Raw genomic sequence first — 15,669 nt, 5'->3', positions numbered from 1 at the left:
GTCAGTAAGGACACACAATGAACCGTCGTTTGGTAGGCAGAATTGCGGTTGTGACCGGTGGCGTCGCCTGTTTCGGTCGCTCGGCTAACTGCAACCTTGTCGGTGACGGCGTAGATGTCGCCGTAGCAGGTTTCGGTGCTCTCGAAGAGGTGAAAGCGCTCGTCGAAGTTGAGGGCGGGGAACTTGATTTGCCACAAACAACGACGCGATATCTGCAGGTGTGAAAATACGAAAGCTAAACATCAAGCGGCATCAAGGCCCGGACGATGATGCTGATCATGTCACCTTCCTCGTCTTCGACGAAGCAGCCTTCATTACTGATCGTTCCGGCAGATTACAGCCTCATCCGGCGCTGCGGGGCTCGATACAGCCTTCATTTTTTCCGAGCTCATAGAAAGGAGCAATCATGTCAATGTCTCATTCAAACAGAGTTGCCGTCGTGACCGGCGCGGCGAGAGGTATAGGTCGGGCGATCGCCATCAAACTCGCCCAGCACGGTGCGAAACTTGTTCTCGTGGACCGAGCGGAGTGCCTGGAAACGGCGCAAAAGATCGGCACGGAGCACATCAGTGCCGTAGCTGACGTTTCACTCGCAACGGACTGGTCAAGACTGGCCGAAGTCACGTTCAGTCACTTTGGGCGAGCCGACATTGTTGTTAACAACGCCGGGATTCTCCCGGTGAAGCATATTGATGAAATGGATGCCCAGGATTGGGATGCCGTGCTGCGGGTGAATCTCGATTCGCATTTTCACAGCGCGAAACATTTCGTGCCGCTCATGCGTAAGAACAACTGGGGGAGATTTGTGAACATATCGTCGAATTCTATCGGCGTATCGCAACAGGGCCTGAGCCACTATATGGCGAGCAAAATGGGCGTTATCGGCTTTGTCCGCGGGTTGGCAAACGACCTGGGCGCCGACGGTATCACCGTCAATGCCGTTCTGCCGGCAATAACCAACACACCGGGCATGGCAAGTTTGCCTGATGAGGTCAAGCGGCAGGTGTGGATGCAGCAAGCGATCAAACGGTTCGCCGATCCGGAGGATATAGCCGGACCGATTGCATTTCTGACGAGTGAAGATGCCTCGTTCATCACCGGACAGGCAATCGTCGTCGATGGTGGCATGTACAAGATTTCCTGAGTGCTGCCGCTGCAGGAACGGACGCCATATCCGGCCTGTGGCGGCAATCCAGATCAGAATCGATTTATGGCAAATCGAGAGCGTGCGCATCCTGCTGCGCCGCTAATGCAAGGTGGAGAACTGGAGGGTCCTGTCCATGCCTGCTTATGTCGTGTTGATCATCAAGATCGATAATTTTGATACTTTGGTAAAGTCTGGCTACCCCAGACGTTCGATAGCTCTGGCGAAGAAATATGGCGCAACCTATCGAATGTTTGGTGAAGGCGCGCAACTCGTGGAGGGCGACGAAACCTGGAAGGGGGCTCGCCCCGTCATTCTCGAATTCCCCGACGAAAAAGCCGCCCGGGGCTTCTGGATGAGCGACGAGTATCAGGAGATCATAAAATTGCGTGACGGCTTTACCAAAGCGATCAGCTTCATCACGGACAAGCCATGGATGACCGATGAGGAGGAGGAGGCGTACCTGAAAGCGCATCCCTGATAAATGTCGACCACGAACGAGTGCGCAGCCACCAGTCGTTGCGCATTCCGTTCGACGGTTTGCGCGTGATAAAACCCCGGCGGAATGAGATGGTCGCATCAGAGCACGTGGCGCTCTTGTATGGAATAACAAGATCGACCCCAAAAGGCCTCTGCTTGATGATGCCGAACTCGCTCGAAGGTCTCCGACATGAAGCGGCGAAGCGCCTGCTTGGATGCCAACCGCTACCGGTCCGTATCCAGGACGTCGTTCGCGCCCTCATTTTCAATGCCATATGCGAAGGCAACGCTCTCGTTGCCTCGCCTCCGCATTCAACGCTCTGAAGAACGGTCTTTCGTGAAAACCGCATCAGGCTGCGTTCGAACCGTGCCTGACGTAACGTGGTGCTGGCGTTATTGTCTTCCGTCGCTCAGGGGAGCTCTGTCGGGATCGGCCTTAGCCACGGATACTCCCTGGCCGAGGAATGTTCATACGATGCGATATCCGGGGCGTAGGTGAGGGACACGTCGATGTCATCGACACCGTGCAGCAGGCGTTAACGCTTTCGGGGTTCTATCGAGAAATGAATTTGTGCGCCTTCCGCGCGGGTGACCGTCTCGGTTTCCAGATCGACCGTCAGAACCGCCGTTTCGGGGTTCCTCACATCAGAAAGAAGCGTCTCCCATCCTGCCGGCAAAGTTCGACGGGCAAGCGCCGTTCTTGAAACAGTTTCCTCGAAAAATTTCCGCAAAACTGGGCGCGATGATGCATCTGATCCCGAAATCCAGCAGAGCCCACGGGGCGTGCTCACGACCTGATCCGCACCCGAAATTGTCGAGCGCGACAATGATGCCGGCTCGATCCCATGGCGCCTTGTTCAGAGGAAATTCTGGATCGGCAACCCGGGCGTTGTACAACAGGGCCTTGGACAAACCGTCTCGCGACACGGTTTTTCATGAAGGCTGCGGGAAACAGCATGTCCGTGTCAATGTCGGCAAGCTCCAGTGGAGCCGCGATTGCGGTAATTGAAACAAAGGGGATCATATAGCCAGTCTCCGCACGTCCGTGAGGCAACCCGTGACCGCCGCTGCGGCGGCCATCGCCGGGGAAACGAGATGGGTTCGCCCGCCACCCCCCTGCCGACCCTCGAAATTCCGGTCTGAAGTCGATGCGCTACGCTGTCCCGATATCAGCTTGTCCGGATTGAGACCAACGCACATGGAACAGCCGGCGTCACGTCATTCGAAGCCCGCGGCGATGATGCGGTCGAGCCCTCGGATTGACCTCGGGCCTTTAGTCACCCGGCCCTGGAACAACGAGCGCCCTCACGCCGGGTGCAACCGTCCGTCCACGAGCGATTGCCGCCGCCCGCAGATCTTCGATGCGGCTGTTTGTGCAGGAGCCTATGAAGACAACGTCAATCGGCAATCCGCCCAGGGATCCTTCTCGAGCGCTGCCACAACGTGACTGTCCCAGATTTTTCATAGAGCGTGCGGGGTCTGGTCATTTTGTTGACTCCTCCGTAATGCATCGATTGCCACGCAGTGCTGCGCGTACACGGCCGCCCGGGGTGGCTCCCGTAATCCTGGCGCCGTCTTCCGCGACATCAAGCAGGCGGCCAAGATCGATGCCGGTGGCTATGCCCATGTTATCGAAGGTCCACACGACGTCTTCCGTCGCGACATTCCCGGTCGCACCGGGAGCGAAGGGGCACCCGCCCAGTCCGGCGAACGACGCGTCAAAGGCCCGCACGCCGGACGAATAGGCCGCAAGGACATTTGCGACCCCGAGGCCATATGTGTCATGGCCATGGAATACCCAGCCGGGTCCGTTCGGGAAACGTGCCATGGCGCGCACGAACAGGGCCTTGACCTTGTTGGGCGTCGTCCGACCCGTAGTGTCGCAAAGCGCGATCTCGACCTGTGGGCGGATGGGAACGAGTTGGTCAAGCAACCCGATGACATCGTCTGGCGCAACCGGTCCGTCGAACGGACAGTCGAACGACGTCGCCAGGTTCAGGCGAAGTGAAATTGACGGAGGAAGTTGCCCCACAATCCCGGCATATTCTTCCACGGATTCCCGCGGGGTTTTGCGCACGTTGTTCATGTTGTGCTTCGGGCTCACCGAAAGCACAAATGCGATGGCAGTCGCTCCGGCAGAGACAGCCTCTTCACAGTAGCGCTGATTTGGAACCAGGACCTGCACGCCAAGATCCGGCATTGCCTGTGCCGCCGCCAGGACTTCGGCCGCGTCAGCCATTTGCGGCATAGCGCGGGGGCTCACAAACGCACTAGCCTCCACGCGCCTGAGGCCTGTTTCGTAGAGGCGGCGAATATAGTCTATCTTGTGGCTGGTCGGAATGAACATGGTGATCGGCTGGAAACCGTCGCGCGGCCCGACTTCGATCAAGGTTACGTCCTGGCTCATGATATCACTCCCTTTTCGCGCAGGACGAAAATTTCCTGGTCATCCATGCTGAGCAGTCCGCGCAGGATCTCCTCGTTGTGGGCGCCAATAGCAGGTCCCGGCCACCGGATTGCATTTGGTTCGTCACCAAAGCGCGGTACGACGCCAGGATGCAGAATTGGGCCGTCAAATGCCTCGTCATGAACGTCCAAAATCATCCCGCGCTCCCGATATTGCGGGTCATGAGCGATATCAGCGGCGGTGTACACGCGCGAGTTTGGGATATCCTCGCCGGTCAGCAACTCGATGAGCGTTTCTGAATCATGTCGGCGTGACCATTGACCAATCAATTCGTCGAGTTCGACTGAATTTTGAACACGTTGCTGATTGCCTGAGAAACGCGCAACACCGATCAGGTCCGGCCTCCCTATCAAACCCATCAGCTTTGCGAAAAGCGGTTCGGAGTTCGCAGCGATCAGAACGTACGCTCCGTCGGCGCTGGGATAGGCATTGGTCGGTGCCGCCGTCGGGATGCCTCCACCCGTCGGCTGGCGGACCTTTCCAAGCCTCCCGTACTCCGGAAGCATTCCTTCCATAAGGCTCAGCACGCTCTCCGTGAGAGCGACGTCGATGGTACGCGGTTTGGCGTCGCCGGCGGTGCGATCTCTCTGCCACAGCGCCGAAACAAGACCGAAAGCGGCGTAGAGGCCGGCAAGCGAATCGCCAATGCTGACCCCCACGCGCACTGGCGGAAGGTCGGTACGGCCCGGCGCTTGATTGGTCAGATGCCTGAGGCCGCCGATCGCCTCACCTATGACGCCGAACGCGGCACGGTCCCGATAAGGTCCTGTCTGGCCAAAGCCGGAGATGTGCGCGATTATCAGGTCCGGCCTTTCCCGGCGCAGAACGTCTGGCCCAATTCCAAGCCTGACAAGCTGGCCAGGACGGAAATTCTCGACGACGGCGTCACATTCACGCACCAGCCTGAGGATAAGTTCGATCGCTTTCGGATCTTTGAGGTTGCAGGCCAGACTCCGCTTGTTTCGGCCATGCAAAGACCACCAGATTGACTTGCCGTCGACTTGTTCGCCCCATTGACGCACAGGATCTCCGGTGAGCGGCTCGATCTTGATAACATCAGCGCCGAGATCGGCCAGAAGGCGCGTGGCGAACGGAGCCGCCACAAAGTGTCCGATTTCAAGCACCCTGAGACCGCGGAGCGGGAAACCGTCGCCATCCATCTTTTTCCTCCTTTGAGCGGATGGACCCGATTCCTCGCCGAATCGATTACTGTCCGCTTTATTCTTTGGTGGGTTTGTCGAGAACGGATGTGTCCGTTCCGCGTCTGCCCGACGCTCCAGCGCCAGCATTCATTCTGTGTGGAACTGTCAGAGGCGAGCCAGCCAAAATGATACATGTCCGAAAATATAATGCATGTCAAATATAGTGACAGCGAGTGAAAATCGATTCTCCTGTCCTCACTCCACTGTTTTGGCACAGGAACGATGTGATCACGGAAACCACGACGGAAGTTGCCAAAGTGGCGGTCAGGAGCGCAGAAATTTGGCTCGTATCACCATTGGAATTCGACAGTTTTGTTTGAGTTTTGACTCTGGTCACCGGTTGACGATCGCGGATTGTTATTATCGGCTACATTGGCGCCACCGTCGACTGATGACCGAATCCAGGAAGGGTGAGTGGCGGAGAGAAGAGTCTCGTTGATGATCCTGCGTCACGACGGTGACCGCTCTAACGCGCCGGCAGGACAATTGCCCGGAGCCGAAGAGCCGCCGAACCAGGTGGGGCATTCGCTTAGCAACCTCGATGTCTGGTGGCTGGAGGTTTTGGCTTTCCAGCAGGATCTGATCGCTCAAGGGGGAGGGATTGCGCCAGCGGAAGCGTGGGTTTCCTTGGCACGCCAGAGGGATAACCACACAAAACGCGCCCGCGCCGGAATTATGAGCCGGCGATACCAGCAACGACAGTCAATCTGACCAAATCAGGATCGGCTCTCCTGCCGGTCCACAAGCTGGCATGATGGTAAAGGATGGCCCGAAACGCTATCGAACCAAGCGAACGTATCGGACGGATATAAAGCTCCTTGCGAAACGGGATCTTCCGTCCACGCCGCACAACCCCATCAAGCCATGGATAGTCCAGTGGACCGCGCCAGTGCCCACCATTCGCTACCGGTCTCGCGCCTCCATCCTCGCACCGAACCGAAATTCTCCGTTCGGCGCCGTCGCGGATCAATATTCCTCGAACAGGATCGGCAGCCCGATCAAGGCGCCGTTCACGCCACCATTGGCGACGGCGATCATCATGGCGGCAGCCAGTTCCTCCTTCGTGGCGCCGGCCTGCAGCGCGCGAGGGATATGGGCGCGCAGCGAGTTTTCCAGATTGAGCGCCGCGTGTATGCCTATGTAAACCAGTTCCCGCTCCCGCGGGGTCAGGACGGTATCCGTGGCCAGCGAGCCGACAAACTGTGCGAATATCTGGCCCGGGGTGCCGCCGTTCTTGCTGACATAGGCGACCGTTCCTGGTTTGGGATTGGCATCGTTCAAGACTGAACTCCTTCGTGCTTCTTCGAGATTGCCGGAGCCCTCCGACGGATAGGCATGCGAATGTACCACTCACTGATCGGAGATCGCAGCCAAACTATGCGTCGTAAAACGATCAAGGTGCGCGCGGGGGCCTTTTTCGCGTACGATTTTGGCTTCTTCAACCAAATATTGATGAATGGCGCTAAAAACGCCCCTTCATCTTTTTGCAAGCGAGCAAGAGTAGAGGGCGCCAGCACGAAAGTCTCCTGGAACTCGTCCCCCTTGAAAACGAAGGAGCGTTATCGGGAACGGAGAGACCGCAGCTCCCGTCTCCATTCTGCAGCTTAAGAGTTTTTACGTCGATTGCCGCCGCGACATTCGATCCCAGTGGCGGAACCTCGCTGTGATCACTTGCGACCGATTGCCGATATCGGAACCCTCTTGCAAACGTCAGCATTATGCGCATAATGCTGCGTAATTGATGAGGATGAAACTTGGCGTGCGCAGGCAGTCTGCCGGGTTTGGACGCAGGTGCGTCCTGGGAGGAGAGCGAAGCATGACAACCGAAAGTGGGGCCGCCACGGAGATCAAGATCCTGGCCGCCGGCGCAAACTTTTCGAAATATGGGAGTATGATCGGCCAGGGGTTGACCGGATACTTTGGCGACCTTCCTGAGGGCACGACGGTATCGGTGCACAACATGCATCCGGGCGAGGCCTGCATTATAGGGCCGGAACTCGTCGACAGCGGTCGCTATCACATGGCTCTGACCTCTCCTTCCTGGCTGGTCGAAACCGCCCGGGCGGGTCGTGGCGCGAATGGCTTCGGAGAGCGGCCTCTGCGCCTGATGGCCATCGGCGTGTTCCCGCATTTTGATCAGTTCGCGTTCGCCGTGCGCAAGGATCTGGGCATAAGCTCAATCAGGCAGATCAAGGAGCAAAAAATTCCGCTCAGGATTTCGACCGCGCCAACGCATCTTCATCATCCGACTGGCTGGGTGCTGGACATTGTGCTGGCAGAGTACGGCATGTCTATCGAGGAGATGGAATCCTGGGGCGGCTCGGTGGTATTCGGTGACCGGCAGCCCAATCTCATGGAGAAAGTACCCGAAGGCCGGCTCGATCGCGTCTCGGGCATGCGCAGCGGAGCCTTGAATGCAGTGTTCGATGAAGCGCTGATGACCAGGCCCTGGAAGGACATCGCTGACACCGTCGACCTGACCTTCCTGCCAATCGACGAGGACGTACTGGACCGGATCGAGCGCAAACACGGGATCCGCCGGGCGATTATGCCGAAGAACTCGCTGCGCGGCGTCGATGCGGATGTGCCAACAGTGGACTTCTCCGGACATATATTATTCTGCCGCGAGGATCTCCCCGACGAAATTGCATACGCCACCATACGCGGTATCGATCAGCAGAAGCGCCAGATCGAGTCGATATTTCTTCCCGAGCAGGGCCTGACAGGCCCAGTTGATCTGTCACAGATGTGGAAGGACACCTACGTGCCGCTGCATCCGGGGGCGGAGAAATACTATCGCGATTGCGGGTACATGTAAAAAGACGCCTCATGTCGGCATCTGCGTGGTTCGGAGAGGATGCCGCCGCAAACGGCTGAACAGCATCCTGCTCGGCCGCTTTGCCGAACCGGACGACAAAGTAGCGCCGATCCTGTTCCTGCTTGGACCCCCGTTATATCACAGGCCAAACCATCCATGTGAATGGCGGGATTCCCGCATTGGCTCGGCCAGGAACGTTGATGTAACGGTCGCGCTGTCGCGGCTTCCCGCGGCTCGAGCGCGTGGAGCGGGCTTCAGAGCCAGTCGGTCAGTCCGGTGGCTTGGAAGGCGTTTTCCTGACGTACAGCAGCCAAGACTTACAGGGTCCATGTTGCAACGCGGAGCCGACTTTCTGAATGCTGGAAGTTGATGCTGCAAGGCAAACGCTGAGGTCCCAACAAGTACCGGGTTCGTCCATCAGAAAGAAGATGAGAGGAAACAATGATCGATTTGCATTTCGTGGCAACACCGAACGGGCAGAAGATCAGCATTGCGCTTGAGGAGCTCGATCTGCTCTACAAAATGATCCAATACGACATATTCGACGGGCATCAATTGACGGCCGATTTTGGCCGGATAAACCCGAACCATAAATTGCCGGCCATCGTCGACGACGACCCGCCATTCGGTGGCGGACCGCACAACGTGTTTGAATCGGGCGCGATCCTGCAATATCTAGCGGAGAAGACGGGAAAGTTACTGCCCGATGACCCGCGCGCGCTCAGTCGCGTTGCAATGGCTGACGTGGCAAGTCGCGGGACTGGGACCGATGAGCGGGCAGGTTGGGCATTTTGTTCGTTACGCGCCCGAACGGATTCCCTACGCGATCGAACGCTATACGAAGGAACTCAACCGGCTGATGCACGTGCTCGAAAACCGGCTGGGCGAAGTCGAATATCTCGCTGGCAACGAATTTTCGATCGCGGACATTGCGGTGTGGCCGTTGCGGTGGGCGCAAAGCACCTTGGGTTACGAGCTTCAGGAGGCCTTTCTTAACACCAGTCGCTTGCTCAACACGATCGCGGCGCGTCCCGCCGTGCAGCGCGGCCATACTGCGGAGAAGGCAATCCCCGACGAATACATGCAGCGCCGCGCCCAACTAAGCCCGGCGGAATGGTCGAACATGTTTGGGGAGAAACTGCACAGAGCAGTGCCGGGCAACAGGTGAGCGATAACGCTCGGCTTCTGTGTCGGCGCTGTCGCTTCACGAATCCCGGTCGAGGTTGCTATCGCAGAACCACGGCGTGTTCGTCGCCGCAACCAAATCCAATCGAAGGAAAGCATTTCATGTCGAAACCAGACGAGCACGCCCCTATGATGTGCGTGATCTTCACAGGCTGATGACGTGGGTCGGACGGGCACAGAACGCGACGGACCGGCCGTTCTAGAGAGCCCGCTGCGCGGAAGAGTTCGTCGGCGAGCGCGCCGTGGGCTGACGAGCTCCAACATCCTGCGCTCGCCCAGATGCTACCTTGGTTGAGTGTTGCATTTGTCAGTATTATATGCATAATACTGCTCAATATCACCAACGACTTACCCGCCCCTGCGGCAGGCTTCGACCCGGCACCACGCGGACTTTCGGGGTATATAGGGAGACCGTCAGGAGATCCAGTTGACTTTTGTTTTCTCTCCTCAAGAGACGCCGAGTGTCAGCGTGCTCCAATCCTTTTTGCCAAGCCTGCTGGCGCACTCGTCGCCGACGTCGTCCGGGTCTTGAGCACATATGACGAGGGTGGCGGCAGTGTGGGACCGGGTGAGCGAGACGTTCGCGGTGCGGGAAAAGACGTTTGTAAAAGATGATCGGACAGGCAGCTTCTGGCATGGCGACAGGCCGGGTCTGCTCGATGTTTGTCTCAACAATCGTCGCTTTGATGTAGACATATTGCCCTGTCCGACGATCAGCCGCATCTTCGATTCGTGTGCCGAATTGCCTGCGTTCGTGCAGATTGAACTCTAGGATTAGTTGGATGGAATTTGAGGGACCAGAATGTGAGAACGAATGTGCGGAAAAGTAAGGTGACTCCCAATCACGAGGCGGTAACCGAAGAGAGCCGCTTTCTGTCCATGGCCGGTTATCTTTTGCGGCGCTGCCATCAAATCGGTGTCGCGATTTTTCTCGACGAATGCCGGGCGTCTGACCTGACACCTTTACAGTTCAGCGTTCTGTCGGCCCTGGATGGCTTCGGGCCTATGGATCAGGCAAGAATCGGCGGCGTCGCGGCACTGGATCGCACAACCATTGTCGTCGTTCTCACCAAGTTGGAAGAGCGCGGCCTGATCACACGGGAACCTTCAGACAAGGACAAGCGGGCGAAAATCGTGTCCATCACCGATACCGGGAGACAGATTCTGGCTGATGTCATGCCCAACGTTGAGGAATCGCAACGGCGCCTCCTCGGCCCGTTGAACGTCCGTGAGCAGGCGCAACTGATAGCGTTGCTGGGAAAGCTGGCCGAAGCCAACAACAGGTTGAGCCGGGCACCGCACCGCCTGCCCTGAGACCCGCGTGGCCTGACTTGAGCAAAGAGGAGGAAGAGCAGGTCGTCATCATGCCGACCACACCGCATCCAAAGCAGTCGCCCACGTTTGGAAATGTACAACGCTTGATCCTCTCGCGTGACTTTCGGGCGAGTTGGTCTCGGTACATTGCGCAGGCGTGTGAGGATGAGGTGATCCGGATCACCAACACATCCTTCGTTGGCGCCCAGGTCATGTGGACGGGAGCGCCTGACTTGAACAACGGTAGGAACGTCCTGGCATTCGCCCCTGTCTCGAGGGCCTTGTCCGACGGAGCGTCTCGCGCGCCGCCGGATGACTGACACGGCAACATTATGCACCGGCGACATTTTCAACAACGCTTCTGACGGACTTCGGGTTTTGCGCATCCGGAGGTTGCGCCGCCAAGCCTGTTTCGAGCCCGGAAAACTGGCTGCACGTTGAGACAGCGGCTGTCAGGCATTTCCATGCTCGATCCTGGACTGAGGCACCCGGAGTGTCCGCATGAGCGCTTGGCAGTCGACGTAAGACGAGCAGTCCTCCGACGGTTTCGGGGGCGTTCGCGAATGGCGATCAGGTCTACGCCGATCTTGCCGGCCTAACCACCGGATCATTGCGCGACTCGATGCGCGCTGCAACAGGAATTTTGAGGGGGTATTGTCAAATGTCAGCCACTGATCTTGATGCCATTGGAAAGAAGATAATCCGTGTTCTCCAGTCCGACGGAAAGATCCTTATGGGCGATCTCGCCGACAAAGTAGGCTTGTCGGCCTCTCCCACGGCCCGCCGGGTTCGCCTGCTGGAAGACGCTGGCATCATCAAGGGCTACACCGCGGTGATCGATCAGGATGCGGTCGGACTCCCGATCAGTGCGTTCGTATCGATCAGGCTCGAGAGGCAGGTCGAACAGAACCTGGAACGCTTCGCTGCAGCGGTTTCGGCCTGGCCAGAAGTGGTCGACTGCTATCTTATGACCGGTCAGCGCGACTACCTGATGCGCATCGTCCCAAGGGATCTGCAGGCCTATGACCACTTCCTGACAACGAAGTTGGCCCGTCTGGAGGGCATAGCGTCGATAGAAACCAGCCTTGCCCTTCGACAGGTCAAGCGCTCCGAGGTCCTGCCGATCGGCTAGGCATGTTCCGGCGTGAAGCCGGAACATGCAATGTGTCCGCCGCTACCGCAGAGCGCCGTAGATGGCATCGCGCAACTCGACGGTGAACCGACCCCACATGCCCTCCATTGCCGTATTAGTAAGCGCTACGACGGTTAGTTCCCTGACCGGATCTACGAACCAGTTATGGCCATAGACGCCGCCCCAGCGATAGGTCCCTTTTGACCACGGCGCCTGTGCTGCGACCGGATCTGTGATCACGGCCCATCCGAAACCGAAGCCGATGCCGGGATCGAGGGACTGGCGCAGCCCGCCGGTCTGGTCACGCGTCATCAGGTCCACCGTTTGCCGGGACAGAAGCGGCGAGCCACCCTTGCGGACCGTCTCCAGAATGGCCAGTACGTCCTGAGCGGTTCCCGCCATGCCGGCGCCCCCGGAATGATAGGAGTTGAGATCGAAAATGCGATCCGGGGCGAATTTGACCGAGCCGGTCAGTGCGGTGACAAAGGTTTCCGCTTCCATGCGCCGTGGCTTGGTCTTTCCATCCGCGTAGGCTGCCGCCAGCCGTTCACGATCGACGACGTTGAATGCGGTATCCCGCAACCCAAGCGGCCCTGTGACTAGCGTGTCGATGGCCTCGCCTAGCTGCACACCGGTCTCCTTCTCGATGACGCCGCCGAGAACATCCATCGACAGCGAATACCGCCAGTTCGTGCCGGGCGCGAAGACAAGCTTCTGGGCTGCGAGGCGGGCCAGGTTTTCGTCAAGCGACAGGCCGGGCTCGGCAAGGCCATCGGAAACGCCGGCGCGAACATAAGGTCCGTTTTCCTCCAGGAAGCCATAGCTGAGGCCGGACATATGTGTGAGGAGGTCACGGATGCGGATTACGGGCTCGGAACCATCTGCAAGCTGCGGACGAAAATCCGGAAGCCATTTCGTTACGTGGTCGTCCAGTCCGATGCGGCCCTGCTCGTAAAGCCGCATCGCGGCGACGGCGACGATCGGCTTCGTGACGGATGCGAGGCGGAAGATAGCGTCCTCCGTCATTGCATGGCCGGTTTCCCGATCCGCGAGACCAGCGGCACGTCTATAGGCGATAGTGCCTTTGTGAGAAACGAGCACGACCGTGCCTACTAGCCGATTTTGCGCGAGGGTATGGTCAATGACATCATCAATGGCGCGGGCAAGCGTACCGGCCGGTGTTTCGGCTCCAAGGGGAAGACTCATTCGATCGGACCTTCTATAATCACAATGACCGTTCCTGATTAGCGCGAAACAACTTCTATTTCTAGAGTGATCATTGTGAAAAATAAGACTGAACCGGAAGGCGCCTCCCGCAAGCGCGGCCGACCGCCGGCTTTCGATCGCGAGACGGTTCTTGCCGCGGCGCGGGATGTATTCTGGGAGCATGGCTATGATGGCTCGTCGATTGCCGATCTGACAGCGTCCATGGGCATAACTCCGCAAAGCCTCTATGCGGCATTCCGGTCCAAGGCAGACCTCTATCGAGAAGCGCTCGATCAATACCGGCGCATGCCACGGCCGGATTCGGGAAATCCGTTGCCGGAGCCGGTCGACACGGTCGCCGCCTTCGAACGCTTCCTGCAGAACTCGGCTAGATCCTTCACATCGCCGGACCATCCCAAGGGCTGCATGATCTCAACCGCAGCCCTGACCTGCGCCTCGGAGAACGAGGACATCGTCTATTACGTCTCCACGCTTCGCCAGCGTACGCTCGAGGTCTTCAAGGCACGCATCGAACTCGGAATCCGCGCAGGACATCTGCGCGCGGATACGAATGCAGGTTCGCTCGCCCGATTTCTCGGAAGTATCGTTCAGGGCATGTCTGTTCAGGCCCGCGACGGGGCGACAACGGAGGAACTGATGGACTTGGTCAAACACGCAGTCAGCGAGCTCGATCGTCACCGTCCACATTGATCTGCCCGTGAAGAATGAATTGCTGCTGGGCGTCACCGACTTCCCAGACAGATCCGCTCGCGGTGGTAGCGGAGGGCGGCAGTTTAACTTTTCGTATCAGGCCGTCGAATGGTGCCAATTCACCGTCTATGCCGACGGTGACGATCGCAGCAAACGCCGACGTTGTCATCCTCTGGGCAGTACGTAGTCTCCCGCTCACTCGGGGCGGACCTCCGGACCAATGCGGAAGAATCACATTCTGAAAGCGACGCCGACGCCGATCTTCTCAGTTTCGCCAAATGCTTTCCTTATATGCCGATTAGGGTCTTTCTGGAGAACGCAACGGTCGATCTGTCGGGTGAGCGCACCGTCTGCTTTGCGGCCGTTCGCTGTCGGCCGCTCATCCCATCGTCGGAGGACCAAACCTACGAGAGGTTAGGCGGAGTCCGGTCCTGGACCGACAACTCAAAGACGTGCTTTACCCATTTTCCGCGCCTCCCCGCCACAAACGCCTCCGGTCAAAGCGACGAGTATCAGCCAATGTGGTACGGCAAGCGGCCACGTTTGCGGTGGTCTATTACCAAGCGGCTCTTCAAAGGTGGAACGGCACGACCCACGCAGTTCGCCCGCTCGCAAATTCGGCATGAGATGCCGATGGGATCAAACGCTGTGCGATTCCCGATGTCCATATCGTCTGCATAGACAAACTGATCTGCATAGGAAATTTCACAGCCGAGCGCGAGCGCATAATGTTGGCGGGGAGTATGAAATCCTCGGTCGCCCTTGGTAACCTGTGTCGCGATACAAAGGTACCGCACCCCGTCAGCGGTTTCGGCCAATTGGCGGATCACCTGCCCGGGTGCCTCGAAGGCCCTATGGGCGTTCCAAAGCGGGCAGGCGGCGCCAAAGCGGGCGAACTGCAGTTTTGCTGCGCTGTGCCGCTTGGTGATGTTGCCGGCGCGATCGATGCGCGCGAAGAAAATCGGTACGCCTTTTTGACCGGGTCGTTGCAAGGTCGATAGCCGATGGCAAACTTGCTCAATACTTGCTCCGAACCTCGCTGACAGAAGATCAAGATCGTGGCGCACTTCTCGCGCGGCTGTCATGAACCGACCATAGGGCAGAACGAGCGCACCGGCGAAATAGTTGTGAAGACCCATGCGGCAGATTTCGGTCGCCTCGCTGCTGCGAAAGGCTGCTTTATCAAGAAGCTGATTGATGATTTCATCGCCCGCAAGTTGTGCAATCTGAAGCGCAATCTGGAAATCACGCGTAGCGGGAATAAGATATGGCGAGAGGGTTAATAACCGGCGCTCCTCGTCGAAGTCTCTGATGAGATCTCTAGCGTCAGTGGACCGATTGATGCGAATATCAAACCGGTTTTCGAGATGAGCGCATAAGGCGGCATGCGTGTCCTGATCGCCGATGCCGATCTCGTCTGCGATCCTTTCAGCCAACACGTCGATCTCATGGATATAGTTGTCCATGAAATGAAAGAAATCTCGCACTTCCTCGTATGGGGTGTGCTCGACAATGGCTGAGGCGCGACCAAGTGTGTCATCAATACTTGCCAGGCGCTCAGAGTTATGCCGGTAGGCTTGGTGCGCTGCAATCAGCGCATGCGCAATGCCGGGCGCGTTATGCACCACCATTTTCAGTTCCTGGTGACTTATTGCCTGAGAATTGAACAACGGATCCGTAAGCGCCTCTGCCAGTGCCGAAAGCAATCGGTCGCCCTCAGCGCCGCTGAGATCGGATAGATCGATCTTGAACTTGTCCGCCAGGGCAAGCAGAACGGTGGCTGACACCGGCCTTTGGTTGCTCTCGATCTGATTGAGGTAGCTCACCGATATACCCAAGCGCTCAGCAAATTGTTGCTGCGTTGCCTGGTTCGCAAGGCGCAAGTCGCGCACTTTGCGCCCGATATAGAGCTTTCCCACCGCCATTTTCACAAATTCACAAAAAGCAAAGTCATTTTTTGCAGTTTGTACATGCGCACATCTTCCAACGTTTTGCAACCAAACAACGGCG

16 protein-coding genes and 2 pseudogenes are annotated in these 15,669 nt (G+C 57.9%); 11 read left to right on the top strand and 7 right to left on the bottom strand.

Annotation, left to right across the window (positions count from 1 at the left end; genetic code table 11):
• The first annotated feature begins 17 nt into the window (after nucleotides 1–17).
• From GGD50_RS29180 to GGD50_RS29170, 3 genes are all read left to right on the top strand, one after another.
• Nucleotides 18–224, top strand: coding sequence for a hypothetical protein (locus tag GGD50_RS29180; protein WP_183940710.1), 207 nt, complete (start codon nucleotides 18–20; stop codon nucleotides 222–224).
• A 182-nt stretch (nucleotides 225–406) separates the two neighbouring features.
• On the top strand, nucleotides 407–1,144 hold the full coding sequence (locus GGD50_RS29175) for an SDR family NAD(P)-dependent oxidoreductase (protein WP_183940708.1): 738 nt from the start codon (nucleotides 407–409) through the stop codon (nucleotides 1,142–1,144).
• Nucleotides 1,145–1,280: 136 nt separating this feature from the next.
• Complete coding sequence (locus tag GGD50_RS29170) at nucleotides 1,281–1,625, top strand: DUF1330 domain-containing protein (RefSeq protein WP_183940706.1); 345 nt, start codon at nucleotides 1,281–1,283, stop codon at nucleotides 1,623–1,625.
• A gap of 644 nt (nucleotides 1,626–2,269) precedes the next feature.
• Here GGD50_RS29170 and GGD50_RS33295 read toward each other — a convergent pair.
• From GGD50_RS33295 to GGD50_RS29150, 4 genes and pseudogenes are all read right to left on the bottom strand, one after another.
• A complete protein-coding gene (locus GGD50_RS33295; RefSeq protein WP_281397271.1) occupies nucleotides 2,270–2,536 on the bottom strand; it encodes a 3-isopropylmalate dehydratase small subunit in 267 nt (88 codons plus the stop codon).
• A gap of 108 nt (nucleotides 2,537–2,644) precedes the next feature.
• Nucleotides 2,645–3,035, bottom strand: a pseudogene (locus GGD50_RS29160) (aconitase family protein); the annotation flags it as partial.
• Nucleotides 3,036–3,107: 72 nt separating this feature from the next.
• Complete coding sequence (locus GGD50_RS29155; protein WP_246451607.1) at nucleotides 3,108–4,013, bottom strand: hydroxymethylglutaryl-CoA lyase; 906 nt, start codon at nucleotides 4,011–4,013, stop codon at nucleotides 3,108–3,110.
• 14 nt (nucleotides 4,014–4,027) lie between these two features.
• Nucleotides 4,028–5,251, bottom strand: a complete 1,224-nt coding sequence (locus GGD50_RS29150) for a CaiB/BaiF CoA transferase family protein (protein ID WP_183940702.1) — start codon at nucleotides 5,249–5,251, stop codon at nucleotides 4,028–4,030.
• Nucleotides 5,252–5,731: 480 nt separating this feature from the next.
• Between GGD50_RS29150 and GGD50_RS29145 the strand changes: the two genes are divergently transcribed.
• The gene (locus GGD50_RS29145) at nucleotides 5,732–6,004 is read left to right on the top strand and encodes a hypothetical protein (RefSeq protein ID WP_183940700.1); all 273 of its coding nucleotides are present in this window, start codon (nucleotides 5,732–5,734) and stop codon (nucleotides 6,002–6,004) included.
• A gap of 255 nt (nucleotides 6,005–6,259) precedes the next feature.
• Here the strand turns inward: GGD50_RS29145 and GGD50_RS29140 are convergent, their stop codons facing one another.
• Entirely contained in the window at nucleotides 6,260–6,574 is a 315-nt protein-coding gene (locus GGD50_RS29140) for a carboxymuconolactone decarboxylase family protein (protein ID WP_183940698.1), read from the bottom strand.
• Nucleotides 6,575–7,109: 535 nt separating this feature from the next.
• Between GGD50_RS29140 and GGD50_RS29135 the strand changes: the two genes are divergently transcribed.
• The 6 genes and pseudogenes from GGD50_RS29135 to GGD50_RS29115 all read left to right on the top strand — a co-directional run bounded on the left by GGD50_RS29135 (nucleotide 7,110) and on the right by GGD50_RS29115 (nucleotide 11,742).
• Complete coding sequence (locus GGD50_RS29135; RefSeq protein WP_183940697.1) at nucleotides 7,110–8,111, top strand: TAXI family TRAP transporter solute-binding subunit; 1,002 nt, start codon at nucleotides 7,110–7,112, stop codon at nucleotides 8,109–8,111.
• A gap of 441 nt (nucleotides 8,112–8,552) precedes the next feature.
• Nucleotides 8,553–8,741, top strand: a pseudogene (locus GGD50_RS33005) (glutathione S-transferase N-terminal domain-containing protein); the annotation flags it as partial.
• 76 nt (nucleotides 8,742–8,817) lie between these two features.
• Complete coding sequence (locus tag GGD50_RS33000; RefSeq protein ID WP_246451605.1) at nucleotides 8,818–9,279, top strand: glutathione binding-like protein; 462 nt, start codon at nucleotides 8,818–8,820, stop codon at nucleotides 9,277–9,279.
• A 555-nt stretch (nucleotides 9,280–9,834) separates the two neighbouring features.
• Entirely contained in the window at nucleotides 9,835–10,068 is a 234-nt protein-coding gene (locus tag GGD50_RS29125; RefSeq protein WP_183940695.1) for a maleylacetoacetate isomerase family protein, read from the top strand.
• Nucleotides 10,069–10,127: 59 nt separating this feature from the next.
• The gene (locus tag GGD50_RS29120; RefSeq protein WP_343070034.1) at nucleotides 10,128–10,610 is read left to right on the top strand and encodes a MarR family winged helix-turn-helix transcriptional regulator; all 483 of its coding nucleotides are present in this window, start codon (nucleotides 10,128–10,130) and stop codon (nucleotides 10,608–10,610) included.
• A gap of 661 nt (nucleotides 10,611–11,271) precedes the next feature.
• Nucleotides 11,272–11,742 carry an Lrp/AsnC family transcriptional regulator gene (locus GGD50_RS29115; RefSeq protein ID WP_183940693.1) on the top strand — a complete coding sequence of 157 codons (471 nt, stop codon included), beginning with the start codon at nucleotides 11,272–11,274 and terminating at the stop codon, nucleotides 11,740–11,742.
• Between the two features lie 42 nt (nucleotides 11,743–11,784).
• Here the strand turns inward: GGD50_RS29115 and GGD50_RS29110 are convergent, their stop codons facing one another.
• Nucleotides 11,785–12,948 carry a serine hydrolase domain-containing protein gene (locus GGD50_RS29110; protein ID WP_183940691.1) on the bottom strand — a complete coding sequence of 388 codons (1,164 nt, stop codon included), beginning with the start codon at nucleotides 12,946–12,948 and terminating at the stop codon, nucleotides 11,785–11,787.
• Nucleotides 12,949–13,014: 66 nt separating this feature from the next.
• On the opposite strand from GGD50_RS29110, the gene GGD50_RS29105 reads away from it, so the two are divergent.
• On the top strand, nucleotides 13,015–13,659 hold the full coding sequence (locus tag GGD50_RS29105; RefSeq protein WP_183940689.1) for a TetR/AcrR family transcriptional regulator: 645 nt from the start codon (nucleotides 13,015–13,017) through the stop codon (nucleotides 13,657–13,659).
• A 512-nt stretch (nucleotides 13,660–14,171) separates the two neighbouring features.
• Here the strand turns inward: GGD50_RS29105 and GGD50_RS29100 are convergent.
• Nucleotides 14,172–15,584 (bottom strand): helix-turn-helix domain-containing protein, encoded by a 1,413-nt coding sequence (locus GGD50_RS29100; RefSeq protein ID WP_183940687.1) that lies wholly within the window; start codon nucleotides 15,582–15,584, stop codon nucleotides 14,172–14,174.
• Nucleotides 15,585–15,669 lie beyond the last annotated feature (85 nt).

Origin of the sequence: Martinezella paranaensis, assembly GCF_014200235.1 — a bacterium.
Lineage (GTDB): Bacteria > Pseudomonadota > Alphaproteobacteria > Rhizobiales > Rhizobiaceae > Rhizobium > Rhizobium paranaense.
This window is presented reverse-complemented; position numbering and strand designations above follow the sequence as displayed.